This is a genomic window from Tenacibaculum sp. FZY0031 (assembly GCF_036350695.1).
GTDB lineage: Bacteria > Bacteroidota > Bacteroidia > Flavobacteriales > Flavobacteriaceae > Polaribacter.
In genome coordinates this window covers 70736-91191 of record NZ_JAZDVY010000005.1, presented here as the reverse complement: position 1 = coordinate 91191, position 20456 = coordinate 70736, and the positions used below count along the sequence as shown (strand labels likewise).

The 20456-nt window shown below is 32.7% G+C and carries 19 protein-coding genes; 16 read left to right on the top strand and 3 right to left on the bottom strand.

Features of this window, described 5'->3' with window-relative positions; translation table 11 throughout:
• Positions 1–6 precede the first annotated feature (6 nt).
• The 12 genes from V1T75_RS08370 to V1T75_RS08315 all read left to right on the top strand — a co-directional run bounded on the left by V1T75_RS08370 (position 7) and on the right by V1T75_RS08315 (position 14672).
• Positions 7–954: a PorP/SprF family type IX secretion system membrane protein gene (locus tag V1T75_RS08370; RefSeq protein WP_330488097.1), complete on the top strand. Its 948-nt coding sequence runs from the start codon at positions 7–9 to the stop codon at positions 952–954.
• A gap of 159 nt (positions 955–1113) precedes the next feature.
• Positions 1114–1944: a 23S rRNA pseudouridine(2604) synthase RluF gene (gene rluF, locus V1T75_RS08365; protein WP_330488096.1), complete on the top strand. Its 831-nt coding sequence runs from the start codon at positions 1114–1116 to the stop codon at positions 1942–1944.
• Between the two features lie 70 nt (positions 1945–2014).
• Positions 2015–3145 (top strand): tRNA guanosine(34) transglycosylase Tgt, encoded by a 1131-nt coding sequence (tgt, locus tag V1T75_RS08360; protein ID WP_330488095.1) that lies wholly within the window; start codon positions 2015–2017, stop codon positions 3143–3145.
• 1 nt (position 3146) lies between these two features.
• Positions 3147–4232 (top strand): LptF/LptG family permease, encoded by a 1086-nt coding sequence (locus tag V1T75_RS08355; protein WP_330488094.1) that lies wholly within the window; start codon positions 3147–3149, stop codon positions 4230–4232.
• Entirely contained in the window at positions 4219–5118 is a 900-nt protein-coding gene (locus V1T75_RS08350) for a DMT family transporter (RefSeq protein WP_330488093.1), read from the top strand. The genes V1T75_RS08355 and V1T75_RS08350 overlap by 14 nt, the downstream gene beginning before the upstream one ends.
• A 106-nt stretch (positions 5119–5224) precedes the next feature.
• Entirely contained in the window at positions 5225–6178 is a 954-nt protein-coding gene (locus V1T75_RS08345; RefSeq protein ID WP_330488092.1) for an acetyl-CoA carboxylase carboxyltransferase subunit alpha, read from the top strand.
• A 122-nt stretch (positions 6179–6300) separates the two neighbouring features.
• Entirely contained in the window at positions 6301–6726 is a 426-nt protein-coding gene (locus V1T75_RS08340; RefSeq protein ID WP_330488091.1) for a hypothetical protein, read from the top strand.
• A gap of 144 nt (positions 6727–6870) precedes the next feature.
• Positions 6871–7953, top strand: coding sequence for an efflux RND transporter periplasmic adaptor subunit (locus tag V1T75_RS08335; protein WP_330488090.1), 1083 nt, complete (start codon positions 6871–6873; stop codon positions 7951–7953).
• A 24-nt stretch (positions 7954–7977) separates the two neighbouring features.
• Positions 7978–11226 (top strand): efflux RND transporter permease subunit, encoded by a 3249-nt coding sequence (locus V1T75_RS08330; RefSeq protein WP_330488089.1) that lies wholly within the window; start codon positions 7978–7980, stop codon positions 11224–11226.
• The gene (locus tag V1T75_RS08325; RefSeq protein WP_330488088.1) at positions 11216–12667 is read left to right on the top strand and encodes a TolC family protein; all 1452 of its coding nucleotides are present in this window, start codon (positions 11216–11218) and stop codon (positions 12665–12667) included. The genes V1T75_RS08330 and V1T75_RS08325 overlap by 11 nt, the downstream gene beginning before the upstream one ends.
• A gap of 181 nt (positions 12668–12848) precedes the next feature.
• Positions 12849–13721, top strand: coding sequence for a cation diffusion facilitator family transporter (locus tag V1T75_RS08320; RefSeq protein WP_330488087.1), 873 nt, complete (start codon positions 12849–12851; stop codon positions 13719–13721).
• 18 nt (positions 13722–13739) lie between these two features.
• A complete protein-coding gene (locus V1T75_RS08315; protein WP_330488086.1) occupies positions 13740–14672 on the top strand; it encodes an NAD-dependent epimerase/dehydratase family protein in 933 nt (310 codons plus the stop codon).
• Between the two features lie 65 nt (positions 14673–14737).
• On the opposite strand, the gene V1T75_RS08310 is transcribed toward V1T75_RS08315, so the two are convergent.
• A complete protein-coding gene (locus V1T75_RS08310; RefSeq protein ID WP_164723437.1) occupies positions 14738–15370 on the bottom strand; it encodes a 7-carboxy-7-deazaguanine synthase QueE in 633 nt (210 codons plus the stop codon).
• 87 nt (positions 15371–15457) lie between these two features.
• Between V1T75_RS08310 and V1T75_RS08305 the strand changes: the two genes are divergently transcribed.
• The 4 genes from V1T75_RS08305 to V1T75_RS08290 all read left to right on the top strand — a co-directional run bounded on the left by V1T75_RS08305 (position 15458) and on the right by V1T75_RS08290 (position 18824).
• Complete coding sequence (locus V1T75_RS08305; protein WP_330488085.1) at positions 15458–16978, top strand: helicase HerA-like domain-containing protein; 1521 nt, start codon at positions 15458–15460, stop codon at positions 16976–16978.
• A gap of 32 nt (positions 16979–17010) precedes the next feature.
• Positions 17011–17571 carry a hypothetical protein gene (locus V1T75_RS08300; protein ID WP_330488084.1) on the top strand — a complete coding sequence of 187 codons (561 nt, stop codon included), beginning with the start codon at positions 17011–17013 and terminating at the stop codon, positions 17569–17571.
• 65 nt (positions 17572–17636) lie between these two features.
• The gene (locus V1T75_RS08295) at positions 17637–18179 is read left to right on the top strand and encodes a hypothetical protein (RefSeq protein ID WP_330488083.1); all 543 of its coding nucleotides are present in this window, start codon (positions 17637–17639) and stop codon (positions 18177–18179) included.
• Between the two features lie 279 nt (positions 18180–18458).
• Entirely contained in the window at positions 18459–18824 is a 366-nt protein-coding gene (locus V1T75_RS08290; protein WP_330488082.1) for a cupin domain-containing protein, read from the top strand.
• A gap of 45 nt (positions 18825–18869) precedes the next feature.
• Here the strand turns inward: V1T75_RS08290 and V1T75_RS08285 are convergent, their stop codons facing one another.
• The gene (locus V1T75_RS08285) at positions 18870–19658 is read right to left on the bottom strand and encodes a hypothetical protein (protein ID WP_330488081.1); all 789 of its coding nucleotides are present in this window, start codon (positions 19656–19658) and stop codon (positions 18870–18872) included.
• Between the two features lie 96 nt (positions 19659–19754).
• Positions 19755–20396, bottom strand: coding sequence for a response regulator transcription factor (locus V1T75_RS08280; protein WP_330488080.1), 642 nt, complete (start codon positions 20394–20396; stop codon positions 19755–19757).
• Positions 20397–20456 lie beyond the last annotated feature (60 nt).

Genomic DNA, 20456 nt, shown 5'->3' with positions numbered 1-20456 from the left:
AGAGAAATGAGAAAAATATTAATAATTTTAAGTGTAGTATTTAGTAGTGTAAATATTGCTGCACAAGAAGTAGAATTACCGCAATATGTGAGTCATTTAGCAGATAATCCGTTTTTAATATCTCCAACGTATGCAGGTATTGGTACAGGTTTACAAGTTAGGTTAAATGGTGTAAGTCAGTGGATTGGAGTTAAAGATGCCCCAGATACACAGTCATTAACTGTAGAAGCCCGTATTGCTGATACTTTTGGTGGAGGTATTACATTGTTTAATGATAAAAATGGATTTACAACGCATAAAGGAGCAAAATTATCGTTCGCAAGTCACTTAACATTAAGTGACTTTCACGATAGCTTTTTATCATTCGCTTTAAGCTATAGTTTTATTCAGTTTGGTATTGATACTTCTGAGAATAATTCAGGGCAAGTAGTACCCAATAGAACATTAAATAACTCAAATTTTGATGTAGGTCTATTATATCGTTACGAACGATTTAGTATAAGTCTTAACGCGATAAATATTCTAAATAAAGAAATAGAAGATTTTCAAACAGGTGAACCAGAAGTGTTGAGAAAGTATACTGTCTTTACCTCATATACTTTTACAAGATTAAGTAGAAATTTTGAATTAGAACCATCAATGTTAGTAGAGTATAGAGAAGCAGATAAGCGTTCTAGAACCGATATGAACATTAAAGCGAGAAGAGGAATTAGAGATGGGTATGTTTGGGCTGGTTTAAGTTATACGTTCTTAAACGATCAGTTTTTTCAACCAAACGCTATTGCACCATTATTTGGTTTGAAAAAAAATAATTTATACTTGTCGTATGGGTTTAGTATTAACATGAATAAAACACAAGATTATAATTATGGTACTCACATGATAACACTAGGGTTTGATTATGAAAGAAGACCGAGTTTAGCACGTTGTACTCAAAAAATGATCATGTTTTAGTTAAAAAAACATATAAATTATGAAATCCTCAAGTGCTAGCTTGAGGATTTTCTTTTTCTTTGTAGGTGATTAGTTTTTAGTATCTAAAAGTAATACAGTATAAATAAACTCAGTTATGTGTTACATTTGTTTGTGTAGCTATAACATAGATTCTATGTAATGGAAAAAAATAACGACACATCAATAAATCTTAATAAGTTCATAAGTAGTACAGGTATTTGCTCACGTCGTGAAGCAGAACGCTTTATTACTGAAGGAAGAGTAACCATAAATGGAAAACCTACGCAGTTAGGAAATAGAGTTCATGAAGGAGATGTGGTAAAAATTGATGGAAAACCGTTAAAAGCAAAACCCAAAACCCTTTATATAGTATTAAACAAACCTGTAGGAATTGTTTGTACTACCGATAGTAAAGAGCGTAAAAACATCGTAAAGTTTGTAGGGCATTCACAACGACTATTTCCTATTGGTCGATTAGATAAACCATCAGAAGGATTAATATTTTTAACCAATGATGGAGATATTGTTAACAAAATTTTACGTGCAGGAAACAACCACGAGAAAGAATATATAGTTACAGTTAATAAGCCAATGAACGAACGTTTTATTCAACGAATGAGTAATGGAATACCAATTCTCGGAACTGTTACGAAGAAGTGTAAAGTAGAACGTGTAAACGACACTGTATTTAAAATAACTTTAGTACAAGGTTTGAACCGTCAAATAAGGCGTATGTGTGAATACTTGGGCTACGAGGTAAAAAAGTTAAAACGTACACGCATTATGAATGTTACTTTAGGGACTTTAAAAGTAGGAGAATGGCGTGAATTATCGTCTAAGGAAATGGAAGAGCTTAATAAGCTTGTAGCTGGTTCTTCAAAAACATATGAAGGAGCAGAGCAAAAGAATAAAAAATCTCCTCCCCAAAAAACTCAATCAAAGAAAAAAACAGAGGTTAAATCAAAATTTGGAAGAAGAAGAAAGAATTAAAAATCAGTAATAAGAAACTTTTAACTTTCTACTTTTAAACATTCAACTTACATGTGTATCTTTGCCACTTATGCAATTTGACTTAAAAATAACCGATCCAAAAAGTAAAGCACGAGCGGGTGTTATTACAACTGATCACGGAACTATAGAAACTCCAATTTTCATGCCTGTAGGTACAGTAGCTACAGTTAAAGGAGTACATCAATCAGAATTAAAAGACGAAATTAATCCTGATATTATTTTAGGAAATACATATCACTTATACTTACGTCCAAAATTAGAGACTTTAGAAGCCGCGGGAGGTTTGCACAAGTTCATGAATTGGGATCGTAATATTTTAACAGATAGTGGAGGATATCAAGTATACTCTTTATCAGGAAGAAGAAAGATAAATGAAGAAGGAGTAAAGTTTAAAAGTCATATTGATGGATCAATGCATTTTTTTACACCAGAAAATGTAATGGATACCCAACGTACCATTGGCGCAGATATAATTATGGCTTTTGATGAATGCACACCATATCCTTGCGATTACAATTATGCAAAGCGATCGATGCACATGACGCATCGTTGGTTAGACCGTTGTATAAAACACTTTGAGAAAACTCCTCCAAAATACGGATACAATCAATCTTTATTTCCAATTGTACAAGGAAGTACTTACAAAGACCTACGTAAACAATCAGCAGAATATATAGCAAATTCAGGGGCTGAAGGAAATGCAATAGGAGGGTTATCAGTAGGAGAGCCAGCAGAGGAAATGTATGCGATGACCGAAGTGGTTACTGAAATTTTGCCAGAAGACAAACCCCGTTATTTAATGGGAGTAGGCACCCCTATTAATATTTTAGAAAATATCGCTCTGGGAGTTGATATGTTCGATTGTGTAATGCCAACTCGTAATGCTCGTAACGGCATGTTATTTACAGCGCACGGAAGTATAAATATTAAAAATAAAAAGTGGGAAAATGACTTTTCCCCAATTGATGAAATGGGAATTACTTGGGTAGATACCATGTATTCTAAAGCCTATTTACGTCACTTGTTTGCTTCAAGAGAAATGTTAGGAAAACAAATAGCATCTATTCATAATTTAGGATTCTACTTATGGTTAGTTCGTGAAGCACGTAAACACATCATCGCAGGAGACTTTGCTTCATGGAAAGACAAGATGGTAAAACAAATGGATAAACGTTTGTAATTTGAAAATACTAGACTGGTACATATTAAAACGTTACTTAACAACTTTCTTGTTTACGTTACTTATTTTAATACCTATTGCAGTAGCTATTGATATTGCAGAAAAGGTTGATAAATTTTTACGAGAAGAAAACCTTACACTGTTTGAAATAGTTAACGATTACTATAAAAACTTTATTATTTATTATGCTAATACCTTTATGCCATTAGCATTGTTTATAGCAGTTATTTTATTTACTTCTAAGTTAGCGAGTAATACAGAAATTGTAGCAATTAATAGTTCTCAAGTATCATTTACACGATTTTTATACCCTTATTTTATAGGGGCAACTATTGTTTGTGCTGTAGCACTATCTATGAACCACTTTTTTGTACCGTCAAGTAGTAAAACACGAAAAACTTTTGAGAAAAAATACTTAAAGAAAAGAAAGTATGCAGATACATCTATCCGAGAATTTAGTTTACAGTTAAACGATAGTACTTATGTGTATATCCAAAACTTCGATTTAAAAAGAAACTCTGGGTTTAATTTTTCAATAGACCTATATGATGGTATTCAATTAAAAAAGAAGCTTACTGCTGATAATATTAATTGGAAAGAAAAAGATAGTACATTTAAATTATACAACTGGAAAGAACGAAAGATTTTTAAAAAAAGAGATAGTATTTTTTCAGGTAAAAGTTTAGATACCACATTTACTTTTACACCAGAGGATTTTAACTATAAAAATATCATGGCACAAGAAATGAGTTCACCAGAGTTGGTTCGGTTTATTGAAGTGTCTAGAAAAAGAGGAATAAAAAACTTAAATGCTTACTTGGTAGAACTGTATAAGAGAACAAGTTTACCAATTGCGAGCTATATACTAACATTAATTGCAGTGGGGTTAGCACATAGGAAAAGTAGAGGAGGAATAGGAGTTAATTTAGCCATAGGTATAAGTGTTATGTTTATTTATGTTTTCTTTTTAAAAGTAGCAGAAGTATTAGGAGCTGTGGCCGGAGCAAACGCATTGTTAAATGTATGGATGCCTAATATAGTATTTGGTTTATACGCTATTTATTTATATTTCAATGCAAGAAGATAAATTAAAAAACTACCTACACTTACATTTAATCGTTTTTATTTGGGGGTTTACAGCTATTTTAGGAGCATTAATATCTATTGATGCAGTTCCTTTAGTTTGGTATAGAATGTTGTTAGCAGTGGGGTTTATTGCACTGTATTTTGTAATCCGAAAAAAGTCGTTTAACGTAGAAAAAAAGGCAATAGCTAAGTTTGCTATTTCAGGAGTAATTATAGCAGTACATTGGATAACCTTTTTCAAAGCAATAAAAGTATCAAACGTATCTGTAGCTTTGGTAATGATGAGTACTGGAGCTTTTTTTGCCTCGTTTATAGAGCCTTTCTTCTTTAAGAGAAGAATAAAACTCGTCGAAATAGTTTTAGGATTACTAGTAATTGTGGGGTTGTATATTATTTTCAATTTTGAAAGTCAGTATACACTAGGAATTGTTTATGCATTAATTTCAGCCTTTTTATCAGCGTTATTTTCTGTACTAAATGGTGTTTTTGTTAAAAAATATGAAGCCAATACCATTTCATTTTATCAATTGCTATTTGGGGTTTTAGGAGTAACTATATACTTATTCTTTACACAAAAGTTTTCTGTAGAATTTTTCCACTTACAAACAAGCGATTGGATATATTTATTAATTTTAAGTAGTATTTGTACAGCCTATGCTTTTATAGCTTCGGTACGAGTAATGAGGTATTTAACACCTTATACGGTAATGCTTACAATTAACTTAGAACCTATATATGCCATTATTTTAGCGCTATTAATATTTGGAGAGAAAGAACAAATGAATCCAGAATTTTATTATGGAGCCTGTATTGTTTTAATAGTAGTGTTACTAAACGGAGTGCTTAAAAATGCGTCTTCAATAAAAAAGAAAATTGTAAAAAAATAGTATTTTAAGAAAAGGGATCAAGGTAAACTGTACAATTTTTTAGTATGTTTGCCTTTACAAACAACTAACTAGAAAATTAGAAAATCAAACTATATACAAGAATACAATGGAATATTTAGATTTTGAAATGCCAATAAAAGAGCTAGAAGATCAGTTGGCAAAATGTTTTGATATAGGAAAAGAAAGTGATGTAGACGTTACAGCTACATGTCAAAAAATTGAAAAGAAATTAGAAAAAGCTAAGAAAGATATATATAAGAACTTAACGGCGTGGCAACGTGTACAATTATCTCGTCACCCAAATCGTCCTTATACTTTAGATTATATCAAAGCACTTTGTGGAGATACATTTATGGAGTTACACGGTGACCGTAGTGTAAAAGACGACAAAGCAATGATTGGCGGATTAGGAAAAATTGGAGAACAATCTTTTATGTTCATAGGTCAGCAAAAAGGATACAATACCAAAACACGTCAATACCGTAACTTTGGTATGGCAAATCCTGAAGGATACCGTAAAGCATTACGTTTAATGCGTATGGCTGAAAAATTCGGAATACCAGTAGTAACCTTAGTAGATACTCCAGGTGCTTACCCAGGATTAGAAGCTGAGGAACGTGGACAAGGAGAAGCGATTGCACGTAATATCTTTGAAATGACTCGTTTAAAAACGCCTATTATTACCATAATTATTGGAGAAGGAGCTTCAGGAGGAGCTTTAGGAATAGGAGTAGGAGATAAAGTGTATATGCTAGAAAACTCTTGGTATTCAGTTATTTCACCAGAAAACTGTTCTTCTATTTTATGGCGTAGCTGGTCAGAAAAAGAAAAGGCAGCAGAAGCATTAAAGTTAACAGCTGAAGATGGAATGAAACTAAAAATAGTTGACGATATTATAAAAGAGCCATTAGGAGGAGCCCATTCTGACCGTGAAGGAACCTTTAAAGCTGTGAAAGAACAGATTATAAAAGCATACGAAGAGCTTAAAGAGCTTAAAGAGAACGAATTAATAGCGCATCGTATGGAGAAATATGAAAATATGGGAGTTTATAAAGAATAACTTTATCCCCCAAAAAACATACTACTTAAACTCGTCAATTGACGAGTTTTTTTGTTTTATAAATATTTTACAACACTATTTGTTTGTCAAGTGAATATATATCTATAATTTTGCCGGTCGAAATGAGTAATACATTTAATAAATATCTATTTTTATTAATACTTTTATTAAAAGGGTGGTCTACATCATATGCAGACCAAAAGACTTTTGATACAATTACCTCAGTGGCTACTTTTAAATCTGTAAACGTAAAAACAGCGCCACAGACTATTACTCAAAACACCAGTAACTTAGCTTTTGATAAACAGCATCAAGATTCTGAAAGGGAGAATTATTTTGAAATCAGCGAGATTGAAGACAAAACCCAAGACGAAAATGAAGTAGATGAAAGTTTATCAAAATTCGGAAGTTACTTATCAGCCATCTTACATGCGCAGTTTTTTGAGTGTCAGTTTTGTGTAGTAAAAGAAAAAGCACAACGCTTTAAAGAGTACACTTTTAGCGCTATAGTAAAACTCCATGTAAAATTTCAAGTTTTTATAATTTGATATCCACTTTGGTAAAGTATGCCTAAACCTATCATTTAGCCTACTTTATCTATTCACACATAAGAATTTAATTAAATTTTTAGAATAACCATTGGTTTTCAATGGTTATACACTCACTCTAACTTTACAAATACATACAAAAAAATGAAAAAAATCTTCATTTTCATGAGCCTATTTGCGCTATTAATTAACATTAGCTGCGAATCAAAAAAGGAATCTAAACATCCAGAAACTAAGTTCCTTGTAACCAATCCTATTAAAAAAGATACATCAATAACTAAAGATTATGTAAGTCAAATACATGCCATTCAGCATATAGAATTGAGGGCACTAGAAAAAGGATATTTAAAGAAAATATTTGTTGATGAAGGACAACATGTAAAAAAAGGACAACACATGTTTCAAATTTCACCAAATGTTTACAAAGCCGATTTACAAAAAGCAAAAGCAGAAGCAAAAGCTGCTGAAATTGAATATAAAAACACGGAATTATTAGCAGATGGAAACGTAGTTTCTGAAAATGAATTAGCCTTAGCAAAAGCAAACTACGAAAAAGCAAAAGCAGAAGTAATGCTAGCACAAACACACCTAGGTTTTACAAGTATTAAGGCTCCATTTAATGGTATAATGGATCACCTACACGTTAGAAAAGGAAGTTTGTTAGATGAAGGAGAACTGTTAACAACACTATCCGACAATAGCAAAATGTGGGTATATTTTAATGTGCCAGAAACAGAATATCTAGACTATATAATGAGTCAAGATAAAGACAAGAAAAAAGAAGTAACACTTTTAATGGCAAATAACAAACCATTCAATCAAAAAGGAATTGTAGAAACGATTGAAGGGGAGTTTAACAATGAAACAGGAAATATTGCCTTTAGAGCAACTTTTCCAAATCCAGATGGAATTTTAAGACACGGAGAAACAGGAAGTATTTTAATGGAAGTTCCATACGAAGGAGCCTTAATAATTCCACAAAAAGCCACTTTTGAAGTATTAGATAAGAAATATGTTTTTGTAGTAGATAAAAACAATACCGTAAAACAACGAGAAATTACTGTAGAAGCAGAATTACCACATTTATTTATAGTAGAAAAAGGACTTACAGAAAACGATAAAATATTGTTAGAAGGAATCCGTATGGTAAAAGACCAACAAAAAATACATGTTGAGTTTAAAGAGCCAAATGCTGTAATGTCTAGTCTAGACTTATATGCAGAATAATCAAAAACTAAAATTCAGCAAAACATGTTTAGTCAATTTATAAAAAGACCAGTATTAGCAATTGTAATTTCAATTATCGTTGTTTTTACAGGATTGTTATCAATAAAACAACTCCCAATATCACAGTTTCCACAAATTGCACCAACTACGGTAAACATATTTATCGCCTACCCAGGTTCAAGTGCAGATGTATTGGTAAACTCAACACTAATTCCTCTAGAAACAGCCATCAATGGAGTACAAGGAATGCGTTATATCGCTTCCGATGCAACCAGTGCAGGAGAAGGAACCCTACGTGTAATTTTTGAACCTGGTACAGACCCCAATCAAGCAGTAGTAAGAGTAAAAACAAGGGTAGATCAAGTAATGCCTTTATTACCGGAGTTAGTACAGCGAGAAGGGGTAATTATTACTCCAGTACAACCAAGTATGTTAATGTATGTGAACCTTTTCAGTAAAGAAAAAAACAATGATGAGAAGTTCCTATACAATTACGCATACACCAAAATGATACCAGAAATCCAGCGGATCAATGGTATTGCCAGTGCTAAAATTTTAGGAAGTAGAAAATATGCGATGAGAGTTTGGTTAAAACCAGACAGAATGAGAGCCTATAATATTTCTGCGGAAGAAATTTTAGAAGCGATGGAAGACCAAAGTATTTTGGCAAGACCTGGAAGACTGGGAAGAAGTTCAGGAATTACGTCACAATCACTAGAATACGTACTTACTTACCAAAATAGGTATAACGAACCAGATCAGTACAAAGACATTATTATTCGAGCAAATGAAGAAGGAGAAATTTTAAAGCTTAAAGATGTTGCCGAAGTGAAGTTAGGGAGTGAATTCTTTGATATTTACTCAAATTTAGATGGACATCCGTCAGCATCAATCGTTTTAAAACAAACCTTTGGAAGTAATGGTAGTGATGTAATAGCATCGGTAAAAGAAAAGCTCAAAGAATTAAAAGAAGACTTACCTCCAGGTATTGACTTTCAAATTAGTTATGACGTTTCTAACTTCCTAGATGCCTCAATAGAACAAGTAATACATACGCTTAGAGATGCCTTTATTTTAGTAGCCATTGTGGTATTCCTATTCTTAGGAGATTTACGATCAACCTTAATTCCAATTATAGCAGTGCCTGTATCCTTAATCGGAGCCTTCTTTATAATGCAACTTTTCGGGCTTTCAATAAACTTAATTACCCTGTTTGCATTAGTATTAGCCATTGGTATTGTGGTAGATGATGCTATTGTGGTGGTAGAAGCAGTCCATTTAAAAATGGAGAAAGAACATCTAACACCTTATCAAGCATCTAAGGCAGCATTAGGAGAAATAGGAGGAGCCATTTTAGCAATTACATTGGTGATGGTTTCTGTATTTGTACCAATTTCATTTATGACAGGACCCGTAGGAGTTTTCTACAGACAGTTCTCTATAACAATGGCGGGTTCTATCATTATTTCAGCAGTGGTAGCATTAACATTAACACCAGTACTGTGTGCAATGATGTTAAAAAACAACCACGGAAAAGAAAGAAAAAAATCAATAGTAGATAAATTTATTGATTGGTTTAACAAAGGATTTGAAAAGCTTACAGGAAAATATGTAAAAGTGTTAAACAGAATCGTAGCACGAAGAATGTTAACCTTTGGAGTATTACTAGCTTTCTGTGCAGGAATATTTATTACCAATAAAACATTACCAGCAGGTTTTATTCCTAGTGAAGATCAAGGAATGATTTATGCAATTATTCAAACACCACCAGGTGCTACCTTAGAACGTACCAATGAAGTAGCGAGAAAGCTACAACAAATTTGTGAAGAAACTGAGGGAGTAGAATCCGTTTCATCTTTAGCAGGATATGAAATTATGACCGAAGGTAGAGGGTCAAACGCAGGTACCTGTTTAATTAACTTGAAACCATGGTCAGAACGTCATCATTCAGTTCACGAAATCATGGAAGAACTTGAAGAAGAAACTAAAGACTTAGGAGCGGTTATAGAATATTTTGAACCACCAGCAGTACCAGGTTTTGGATCTTCAGGAGGGTTTTCAATGCGTTTATTAGATAAAACAAACTCAACAGACTACCACGAGTTTGAACGAATTAATAATAAGTTCATGGAATCCTTAGCAAAACGAAAAGAATTGACAGGGTTATTTACTTTTTATTCTGCAAACTATCCGCAGTACGAATTGAAAATCGACAATAAAAAAGCGATGCAAAAAGGAGTAACCATTGGTAAAGCCATGGAAAACCTAAACATTTTAATAGGTAGTACTTATGAACAAGGTTTTATTCGTTTTGGTAGATTTTTTAAAGTGTATACACAAGCAGCGCCAGAATACAGGAGAATCCCTTCAGATTTAGAAAAACTATATGTTAAAAATGAAGAAGGAGCAATGGTACCTTATTCAGCGTTCATGAGTTTAGAAAAGAAATTAGGACCTAATGAGATAACCCGATATAACTTGTATAATTCTGCCGCTATTAGAGGGTTACCAGCTTCAGGGTATACCAGTGGAGATGCCATTAATGCCATTAAAGAAGTGGCAGCAAAAGAACTTCCTAGAGGGTACGATGTCGCTTGGGAAGGACTTACCTATGATGAAGCACAAAGAGGGAACGAGTCGGTGTATATTTTTATCATTGTACTAGCCTTTGTATACTTTGTGTTAGCAGCACAATACGAAAGTTTTATACTGCCATTAGCAGTGATTTTATCACTTCCAGTAGGAGTATACGGGTCATTCACACTCTTAAAACTAATGGGCTTAGCGAATGACGTATATGCACAAATTGGTATTATCATGTTAGTTGGTCTCTTAGGTAAAAATGCAGTGCTAATTGTTGAATTTGCCGTATTAAAACGAAGTCAGGGAGCTACAATTTTTGAAGCAGCTATTGAAGGAGCTAAAGAACGATTCAGACCCATTTTAATGACTTCATTTGCATTTATAGCAGGATTAATACCATTAGTTATAGCTCACGGAGCAGGAGCAATTGGTAATAGAACTATTGGTGGATCGGCTTTAGGAGGAATGTTAATAGGGACTATTTTCGGGGTTTTAATAATACCAGGTCTCTATTACATATTTGCTAAAATGAGTGATGGAAGAAGCTTAATTAAAGACGAAGCTAATGAACCAGTTTCTGAAGAATTTATAAGAATAAATGAAGTTGAAGGAAGTAAAACAAAAGCTAAAATAGCAGAGCTTAAAAAACTTCTAAAGAAAATAATTAAAAGAGAAAACGATGAAAACTAAACAAAGAAGTTCATTTGTAATAAAAAAGGCACACTTTTTAAGTGTGCTTGCCCTCTTAATTTTGTGCTCTTGCGTATCAAATCAAGTAGTAAGAGAAGAAAATAAGGTGGTACCAGAGAATTTTAAGAACCAACCTATAGATTCATTAAATACAGCGACTATTCAATGGCGTGATTTTTTTTCAGATTCACATTTGATTTCTCTGATAGATACGGCTTTATCAAACAACCAAGAGCTGAACATAATGTTACAGCAAGTAGCTATTTCAAAAAACAACATCAAAGCAAAAAAAGGTGAGTATTTACCATTTGTAAATATATATGCGGGAGCTGAAGTAGAAAAGGTTGGGAAGTATACTAGAAATGGTGCTGTAGAAGAAAATTTACATATCCGTGAAGGTGAAAAGTTTCCAGAACCATTCACCGATTTTTCAATAGGACTTTCAGCTTCTTGGGAATTAGATGTTTGGAAGAAGTTACGAAATGAAAAGAAAGCAGCAATGTTGGAGTACTTTGCTACGGTTGAAGGTAAAAACTTTATGAAAACTAATTTAGTTTCAGAAATAGCAAATTCATATTATGAACTTTTAGCATTAGATAATGAATTGTCTATGGTTTCGCAAAACTTAGAAATTCAAAAAAATGCATTGCAAATGGTAAAGCTTCAAAAGCAGGCCGCAAGAACCACCGAGCTAGCTGTACGCAGGTTTGAAGCAAGTGTGCTTAAAAACCAAAGTCACCTATATGAACTTCAGCAAGAGATTGTAGAAACCGAAAATAAAATTAACTTTTTAGTAGGTAGGTATCCACAGCATATAGAGAGAAATGCGGAAAACTTTATTGATAAACCTATTGAAGGAGTAAAAACCGGAATCCCATCACAACTGTTACAAAACAGACCCGATTTAAGAAGAGCTGAATACGAATTAGCAGCAGCCAAATTAAATACTAAAATAGCACGAGCTAATTTTTATCCGTCAATAGGAATTAAAGCAGGAGTGGGGTTACAAGCATTTAAACCTAAGTTTTTAACATCAACACCAGAATCGTTAGTGTATTCTTTAGCAGGAGATATGATAGGTCCTTTAATTAATAGAAATGCGATAAAAGCAGCTTATAAAACCGCCAACAATAAACAATTACAGGCTGTTTATGAATACGAAAGAGCTATTTTAAATGCGTACTTAGAGGTAGCCAATGAGCTTTCGAAAATTGATAACTTAAAAAATAGTTACGATTTAAAAAAGCAACAAGTTGAAGCGTTAAACGAATCTATAGACCTTTCAATTCGTTTGTTTAAATCGGCAAGAGCAGAATATACAGAAGTGTTGTTAACCCAAAGAGAAGCATTAGAATCTAAAATTGAAATCATAGAGACCAAAAGAGACCAATTATTAGCAAACGTAAAAATATACAAAGCCTTAGGTGGAGGCTGGAACTAATTTTTTCATTCGTTATTAATTATTAATTGTTGTTAAAGCGGTAGTTTTATAAACTATCCAATAAGACTCGCTAATTGGCGAGTCTTTTTTTAGCAATAGACTTTCTATTGTATAATTTGGGGTTTTTCAATACTTTTCAAGTACCTTCGTACTACCTCATAAAATGTAATATTATAACTTCATGAGTAAAGAAGAATTAGCCATCAAAACCACCTATTTTAGTATTCTTAGCAATACCAGTTTAGCAATTATTAAAGGATTAGCAGGTATTTTTGGAAATTCATATGCACTAATAGCAGATGCAATTGAATCTACGACCGATATTTTTTCTTCTATTTTGGTGTTATTAGGATTAAAATATGCGAAAAGACCCGCAGATAAGAATCATCCCTACGGACACGGAAAAATAGAACCCTTAATCACTTTTGTAGTAGTAGCCTTTTTAGTAACTTCAGCTACAGTAATAGCCTATGAAAGTATACAGAATATCCAAACACCACATAAAACTCCTAAACCGTGGACGTTACTCGTTTTAGGGGCAATTATTATTTGGAAAGAAATATCTTTTCAAATTGTAATTAGAAAAAGCAAAGAAACGAATAGCTCTTCCTTAAAAGCAGATGCGTGGCACCATCGAAGTGATGCAATTACCTCTGTAATGGCATTTATAGGAATTTCTATAGCTCTTATTTTTAAAGAAGGTTATGAAACAGCTGATGATTGGGCAGCTTTATTAGCTTCGTTTTTTATTCTATACAATAGTTATCTAATTTTCAGACCAGCGCTGGGTGAAATAATGGATGAACATGTATACGATGACTTAATAGATGAAATAAGAAAAAAATCTATGGAAGTAGCAGGTGTTTTAGGAACCGAAAAATGCTTTGTTCGTAAAGCAGGAATGAAATATCATGTAGATTTACATGCCATTGTAGATAGTACTATTACAGTAAAAGAAGGACACGATATTGCTCATAAATTAAAAGACTATTTAAGAGAAAAACTTCCGGATTTAGGACATATTTTAATTCATATAGAACCTAATGAATATTAATTATTAAACTTAAGAAGTATGCAAACAGTATTAGGAGCTAACGGTCAAATAGCGGAAGAATTAACGAGAGAATTGTATAAAAACTATACAAAAAATATTAGGTTAGTTAGTAGAAATCCTAAGAAAATACATGAGACAGATGAGCTCTTTTCTGCGAATTTGCTAGACCTTAAAGCGACTAAAAAAGCAGTAGAAGGATGTGAAATAGCATACCTTACAGTTGGGCTTCCAATGAATTCTCAAATGTGGGAAGACCAATTTGAGATAATGATGAAAAACGTTATTGAAGCTTGTAAAAAACATTATTGTAAACTGGTGTTTTTTGACAATACTTACATGTATGCAAAAACAAGTGAACCTCAAACAGAAGAAAGTCGATTTGAACCAATAGGAAGAAAATCAGTTGTAAGAGCAAAGATGGCTGAAATGCTGTTGAAAGAAATCAAGAATAAAACTATAGAAGCTGTTATTTGCAGAGCTCCTGAGTTTTATGGACCTAATAAAACACAAAGTATCACTAACACGTTGATTTTTGATAACATTCAACAAAACAAAAAACTAAAAGTACCCTTAAAAGATATTACTAAAAGAACATTAATATGGACACCAGATGCTAGTAGGGCAATGGCTTTGATAGGAAATACACCAGAAGCATATAATCAAACCTGGCATTTACCTTGTGACGATAGTAGACCTACCTATAAAGAATTGATTGAAATAACATCAGAAGTTTATAAAAAAAAAATTGCATATACAGTGGTAAAAATGTGGATGTTTAAGTTGGGAAGTCTATTCAAGAAGCAAATAAAGGAATTACAAGAACTCTTACCTAGGTATAAATATGATAATATATTTATTTCAGATAAGTTTAAAACAAAGTTTCCAGATTTTAAGATTACGACTTTTAAGGAAGGAATAGAAATAATTAAAGCAGAAAAGAGCTTATCGTAAAGTATAAAAAACAAAAAGCAACCTTTAGGTTACTGAGCGTAGTCGAAGTAAGGTTGCTTTTTTGTTTACGGTATATTTAAATATTTATGAGTTTGTAAGGAAATTTTCCATTGTGGATGCTCCATCACATAATCAATAATTTGCGGTGTCATTTTTTCCTTTTTACTCCATTCAGGTTGTAAAAACAACTTACACTTTTTACCAACTTTAGCGGCCTGTTCCTCAGCAAACTGAAAATCATTTTTATTGTGAATAATCATTTTCAATTCATCTGCTTCTTGATAAGCACGTTCTAAAGGTAATTTTGTTTTTTTAGGAGACAAACAAAACCAATCCCAAACTCCAGAAAAATCATAGGCTCCAGAAGTTTCAATATGTGTTTTAATACCTTTTTCTTGAAGCTGTTGTGTAATATAGTCTAAACTCCACATTAAAGGCTCACCCCCTGTAATAACTACAGTTTCGGCATATTTCTTTGCATTCTCAACAATAATATCTGTTTTTGTAGGTGGATGTAAATTAGCATCCCAGCTTTCTTTTACATCGCACCAATGGCAACCTACATCGCAACCACCAATACGAATAAAATAAGCAGCAGTACCAGTGTGCGCTCCTTCTCCCTGAATCGTGTAAAACTCTTCCATTAACGGAAGCATTTCTCCTGTATTAATTAACTCTTGTACTTCTTTTTTCAACATAAGGGTGCAAAGATAGGCAACATTAAAATTTAATGAATGATTTTTGTTACTTTTACGTGTTTTTATCACAAAAAAAGGTCAAAAATAATGAGTAATACTTCAGCGTTTTTCAATTACATCAAAGAAGGCTATACAACAAAAGGAGAGTTTATTACGCTAGGAGCAGGAATGTTAGGGGAAGAAACAGTAACAAATGCTCATGTAAATATCCCTTTAAAAACATTAAACCGCCACGGATTAATAGCAGGTGCAACGGGGACAGGAAAAACAAAAACCTTACAAGTGCTGGCAGAAAATATGTCAGAAAAAGGAATTCCTGTATTGTTAATGGATGTAAAAGGAGATTTAAGTGGATTAGCACAACCAAGCCCTGGACATGCTAAGATTGATGAACGTCACAAAAAAATTGGATTACCCTTTACACCAACAAAATTTCCCATAGAAATTTTATCTATCTCAGAACAAGACGGAGTACGCTTACGAGCTACCGTTTCTGAATTCGGGCCTGTCTTATTATCGCGTATTTTAGATTTAACTGAAACACAATCAGGTATTGTAGCGATTATTTTTAAGTACTGTGATGACAACCAATTACCATTATTAGACTTAAAAGATTTTAAGAAAATTCTTCAATATATAACTCATGAAGGAAAAGAGGAGGTTCAAGAAGAATACGGACGAATTTCTACGGCTAGTACAGGAGCAATACTTAGAAAAATTATAGAAATAGAGCAACAAGGAGGGGACTTATTTTTTGGAGAAAAATCATTTGATGTTGACGATTTAACCCGTATTGATGAAAACGGACGTGGCGTTATTTCTGTATTACGTTTAACAGATATTCAAGATAGACCAAAACTGTTTTCCACCTTTATGCTACAGTTACTAGCTGAGGTATACGAAACATTCCCAGAGCAAGGAGATAGTGGTCGACCAGAATTGGTAATTTTTATAGACGAAGCCCATTTGGTGTTTGATGAAGCTTCCAAAGCGTTATTAAGTCAAATAGAGAGTATTGTAAAGTTAATTCGTTCAAAAGGAATAGGATTGTATTTTGTAACACAAAATCCGAAAGATGTTCCAGAAGATGTGTTAGCACAATTAGGAATGAAAATTCAACATGCTTTACGTGCATTTACGGCAAAAGATAGAAAAGCAATTAAATTAGCCGCTGAAAACTATCCAGATTCTGAATATTACGATACTAAAGAAGTATTAACACAGTTGGGTATAGGAGAAGCATTAATTTCTGTATTAAACGAAAAAGGAATTCCAACTCCATTAGCGCGAACCATGTTGCGTGCGCCTATGAGTAGAATGGATGTGTTAACAGAAAAGGAACTTAAACAGGTTTTAGATAATTCGAGATTAATTTCTAAATACAACGATACTATTGATAGGGAGAGTGCTTACGAAATGCTGAACGAGAAGATTGAAAAAATAAACGAAAAGAAAACTGAAGAAGCACGTAAAAAGGAAGAAGAAAAAACAAGAAAAAGTTCATCAACACGTAGTAGAAGTACTCGTATGAATCCTGTAGTAAAGGTATTAACAAGTGCTACCTTTATTAGGGCAGCTTTTGGAATCTTAAAAAAAGTAATAAAATAAGAAATAGACGTTTTAAATATAAAAGAAGACACATGAGAACATTTATGAAACCCTTAGTTATTGCAGTAATATCAGTGCTATTTATCCAGTGTGGTAATAGTAAGTTTGATATTGCTAAAGGAAAAGTAGGAAAATTAACTACTAAAACAACTGTTAATGAAATAGAAAACGTATTTAAGCAAGATTCAGTAGTAAAAGTATTAAGTGAAGGAGCTAAGGGCGAAAATCTTTTTCAGGAAGACGATAAGTACTTGGTCTATGAAAAAGGAGGAAAGCACTTGTTAACAATTACACCAAAAGAACAGTTAGATTCTACATCAACTATTAAAAGTATAGAGATTTTTGATGAACGTTTTAAAACAAAATCTGGAGTAAACATTAAATCTACTTTTCAAGAAATTAATGCAAATACTAAAGTAAGTAAGGTAGAATCATCGTTTTCATCAGCTACTTTATTTATTGATGATTTGAATGCAACTATAACCATTGATAACGAAGATTTAGGGCTGAAAGAATTCAGTACTCAAAAAGTAACCAAAGAGCAAATCCCAGATTTAGCCAAAATTAAATCATTTACCATTTGGTTTAACTAAAATATTCGAAGCCGAAACAGATGTTTCGGCTTTTTAATTAATAATAGCTATGTAATTTTTAAAAGATGGAAGTAATAAAAATAGCATTTTTTGTATTGGGAGTTTTCTTTGGAGAAAACAGTAGAATAGGAGCGGAGAAAACAACAGTTACCATAAACCCAAATAAGCAAACAATAACCATAGTTCAAGAAAACATATTTGCACTTATAGCGAATGAAGCAGATAGTATGCAAGTTAGTTCAGAGTTAGAAAAAGTGATAGCAAGAAACTGGAGAAAAGAAATAGAAACCTATCCATCAAAATCATGTACTTTTTATGTTACTGATAAAGGGGATTTAAACGCAAAAATTACACTGAAGTATCCTTCTGAAAATGTATTAAGAGATTTTGCGTTAGATTTTAATAAAGAAGCAAAAGAGTTCTCTTTAATTAATATTCCTGATTGGAATGTTGAAACAGAAGATGGAGCATTAAGAGGAAATTATTGGCGATTTAGTGCCGATAACAGCTTTACTTTTGTTGTTACTCCTTTTAAAAACATGCCCAATAAGTTTAAAGGAGCAAAAAGAAATCTCAAACCAATTTGGGAAGCTGAAAAAGAAAAATAGGGCATTAAAAAGAAGGTTTTCGGATACTAATTGTTATTCAAAAACAAAATAATTTTTTTAAATTTGTGTTTATAATCACTAACCGAAGTGTGCAGTATATTGCCGGGGGGCTTGTAACTGCACATGGAAAAGATTGAGCATCCATTTTGGATGCTCTTTTTTATTTTCAACATGTTGAATAGTAGCCCTCTTCATACTCTTGCTAGCAAGATATGAGAAAAATTAAGTAAGTTCGTAAAAGAATTACAGCTTTAAAAAGCGGAAAAAAGTAAGAAAAAAATGAGTAAAAAATATACCATTCAAAAAAGTCCGTTTGTAGTACCAACTACAGATGGAAAATTAATTGAGGAACACTTTGGAAATGCTACTGATGGAAATTCGAAAGTAAGTATTGCACATATGATAGCACCTCCTGGATGGAGTGAGCCATTTCAAACACCAGAATTTGAAGAGTATACTTATATAATAAAAGGGAAAAAACAATTCAATATTGAGGGGGAAATTGTGGTGTTAGAAGCGGGGCAATCTATAAAGATAGAAAAACACACACGTATTCAGTATGCCAATCCATTTACAGAACCTTGTGAGTATTTAGCGGTTTGTTTACCTGCTTTTTCGATGGAGTTGGTACATAGGGAAGAGTAAAACTAAAAGAGCACTATAAGTTCAACTCATAGTGCTCTTAAAAAATTAATCTTCATCATAAATTTCTTCAAAAACAGTATAGGACTCGATATCGTTGTTCAGTTGCTCCTGACTTTTGTAAAAAGGAGTTGCACTTTTTACTTTGTAGTTGTCAAATACCTTTTTAAAAAGTTTAGTTTTTACTTTAGATAAACGAAACATAGGTACTATTCCTTCTTTTCCTAAAATTTGTGTTTCTAAATTTTTACTATTCTTAATACTCAAGCCTAAATCGGCTTTAGCAATATCTAATTCAGAGGCAGAAAGTTCTCCTTTAGCGGTAATGTCTACTGTGTTATTTTTGCTTTTAGAAATTAAGATAGTACATGTGTCTGCTTGTGCAATTTCAGTAACAACCACTAAGTCTTTATCCCAGCGCTCACTAGGATTGCTAGATCTATATCTTCTCATAATTTCTTGCCCTAAGCCTAATTGATCTTCAATAGAATGATTAAAAACATTATTTGCTTGAAGTAATATGGAGTTTTCCTTTTCCATTTTTACACAAAAACCAGCTTCTAAAGTGGTTAAAGTACTACCAGTAATAGGAGAAACCCCTGATCCTTTTAGGGTAATTTCAACTTCACCTTTTGAAGCATGTGAAAGATTTACCGGGTCTTCATCTTTGCGCATTTCGAAATCAATTCCTAGTTGTTTAAGATTTGATTTTCTAATAAATAGTTTTCCTTTGACATACCCCACATCTCCTAATTCAATTTCAGTACCAGGTATCCAGCCTGCAAAGTAGCCAAGTTCTCTATGAATCTCTCTTGTATATTTATTTAATACTCCCATGTGATTTTGTTTAAATTAATAATTATTTTATTCAAAACTAATGAGGAAAAAGAATCAATAGTATCCCTATATGTAGGTGTTTTTAAAATATAAAAGTTAAAAATTATACTTTCTTTCTATAGCATATTTTATCAGCTCATTACCACTAGATAAATTCAATTTGCGAATCATGTTTTTTCGATGGGTATCTACTGTTGTTTTGGCAATAAATAGGGTTTCAGCAATTTCTTTTGAAGTACTACCGTTGGCTATAAGTTGTAAAATTTCTTTTTCTCTATTGGATAGTATAATTTTTTCGGGTTTGCCAACAGTGATATTTTCATGTATGTAATCATTCATAAAGTTTAAAGCTACGTTGGGATCAAAAAAAGTGTTGCCATTTACAATAGAAGTTATGGCTTTTGATAGCATTTTAATACCTGAATTTTTCAATAAATACCCAGAAGCGCCAGCATCTAACATCTGTTTAATCGCATCAGGTTGATCGAACATCGTTAAAGCTAATACTTTTATGTGTGGAAATTCTAACTTAATTTGTTTGGTAGCTTCAATACCATCCATTTTAGGCATGCGAATATCTGTAATAACCAATCTAGGTTGCTTTAGACGAACTAGTTTTATCAACTCTTCTCCATTGTTTACCGTACCAATGATGTTGATATCTTCATCGTATTCAAAAAAAGACGTAACACCATCAATCAACATTTGATGATCTTCGGCCATGGCGATTGTTATCATGTTGTAAGCATTTGATCAAATATACTAAATGAGTTTTTACAAAAACTAACTAATTGTAGG

Coding starts and splice junctions, on each gene's coding strand:
- V1T75_RS08310 (WP_164723437.1), bottom strand. CDS start 15,370: ATGTTGAAAAAAGAAGTACAAGAGTTAATTAATACAGGAGAAATGCTT.
- tgt (WP_330488095.1), top strand. CDS start 2,015: ATGCAATTTGACTTAAAAATAACCGATCCAAAAAGTAAAGCACGAGCG.
- V1T75_RS08285 (WP_330488081.1), bottom strand. CDS start 19,658: ATGGGAGTATTAAATAAATATACAAGAGAGATTCATAGAGAACTTGGC.
- V1T75_RS08350 (WP_330488093.1), top strand. CDS start 4,219: ATGCAAGAAGATAAATTAAAAAACTACCTACACTTACATTTAATCGTT.
- V1T75_RS08325 (WP_330488088.1), top strand. CDS start 11,216: ATGAAAACTAAACAAAGAAGTTCATTTGTAATAAAAAAGGCACACTTT.
- V1T75_RS08315 (WP_330488086.1), top strand. CDS start 13,740: ATGCAAACAGTATTAGGAGCTAACGGTCAAATAGCGGAAGAATTAACG.
- V1T75_RS08300 (WP_330488084.1), top strand. CDS start 17,011: ATGAGAACATTTATGAAACCCTTAGTTATTGCAGTAATATCAGTGCTA.
- V1T75_RS08305 (WP_330488085.1), top strand. CDS start 15,458: ATGAGTAATACTTCAGCGTTTTTCAATTACATCAAAGAAGGCTATACA.
- V1T75_RS08290 (WP_330488082.1), top strand. CDS start 18,459: ATGAGTAAAAAATATACCATTCAAAAAAGTCCGTTTGTAGTACCAACT.
- rluF (WP_330488096.1), top strand. CDS start 1,114: ATGGAAAAAAATAACGACACATCAATAAATCTTAATAAGTTCATAAGT.
- V1T75_RS08295 (WP_330488083.1), top strand. CDS start 17,637: ATGGAAGTAATAAAAATAGCATTTTTTGTATTGGGAGTTTTCTTTGGA.
- V1T75_RS08370 (WP_330488097.1), top strand. CDS start 7: ATGAGAAAAATATTAATAATTTTAAGTGTAGTATTTAGTAGTGTAAAT.
- V1T75_RS08340 (WP_330488091.1), top strand. CDS start 6,301: ATGAGTAATACATTTAATAAATATCTATTTTTATTAATACTTTTATTA.
- V1T75_RS08335 (WP_330488090.1), top strand. CDS start 6,871: ATGAAAAAAATCTTCATTTTCATGAGCCTATTTGCGCTATTAATTAAC.
- V1T75_RS08345 (WP_330488092.1), top strand. CDS start 5,225: ATGGAATATTTAGATTTTGAAATGCCAATAAAAGAGCTAGAAGATCAG.
- V1T75_RS08320 (WP_330488087.1), top strand. CDS start 12,849: ATGAGTAAAGAAGAATTAGCCATCAAAACCACCTATTTTAGTATTCTT.
- V1T75_RS08330 (WP_330488089.1), top strand. CDS start 7,978: ATGTTTAGTCAATTTATAAAAAGACCAGTATTAGCAATTGTAATTTCA.
- V1T75_RS08280 (WP_330488080.1), bottom strand. CDS start 20,396: ATGATAACAATCGCCATGGCCGAAGATCATCAAATGTTGATTGATGGT.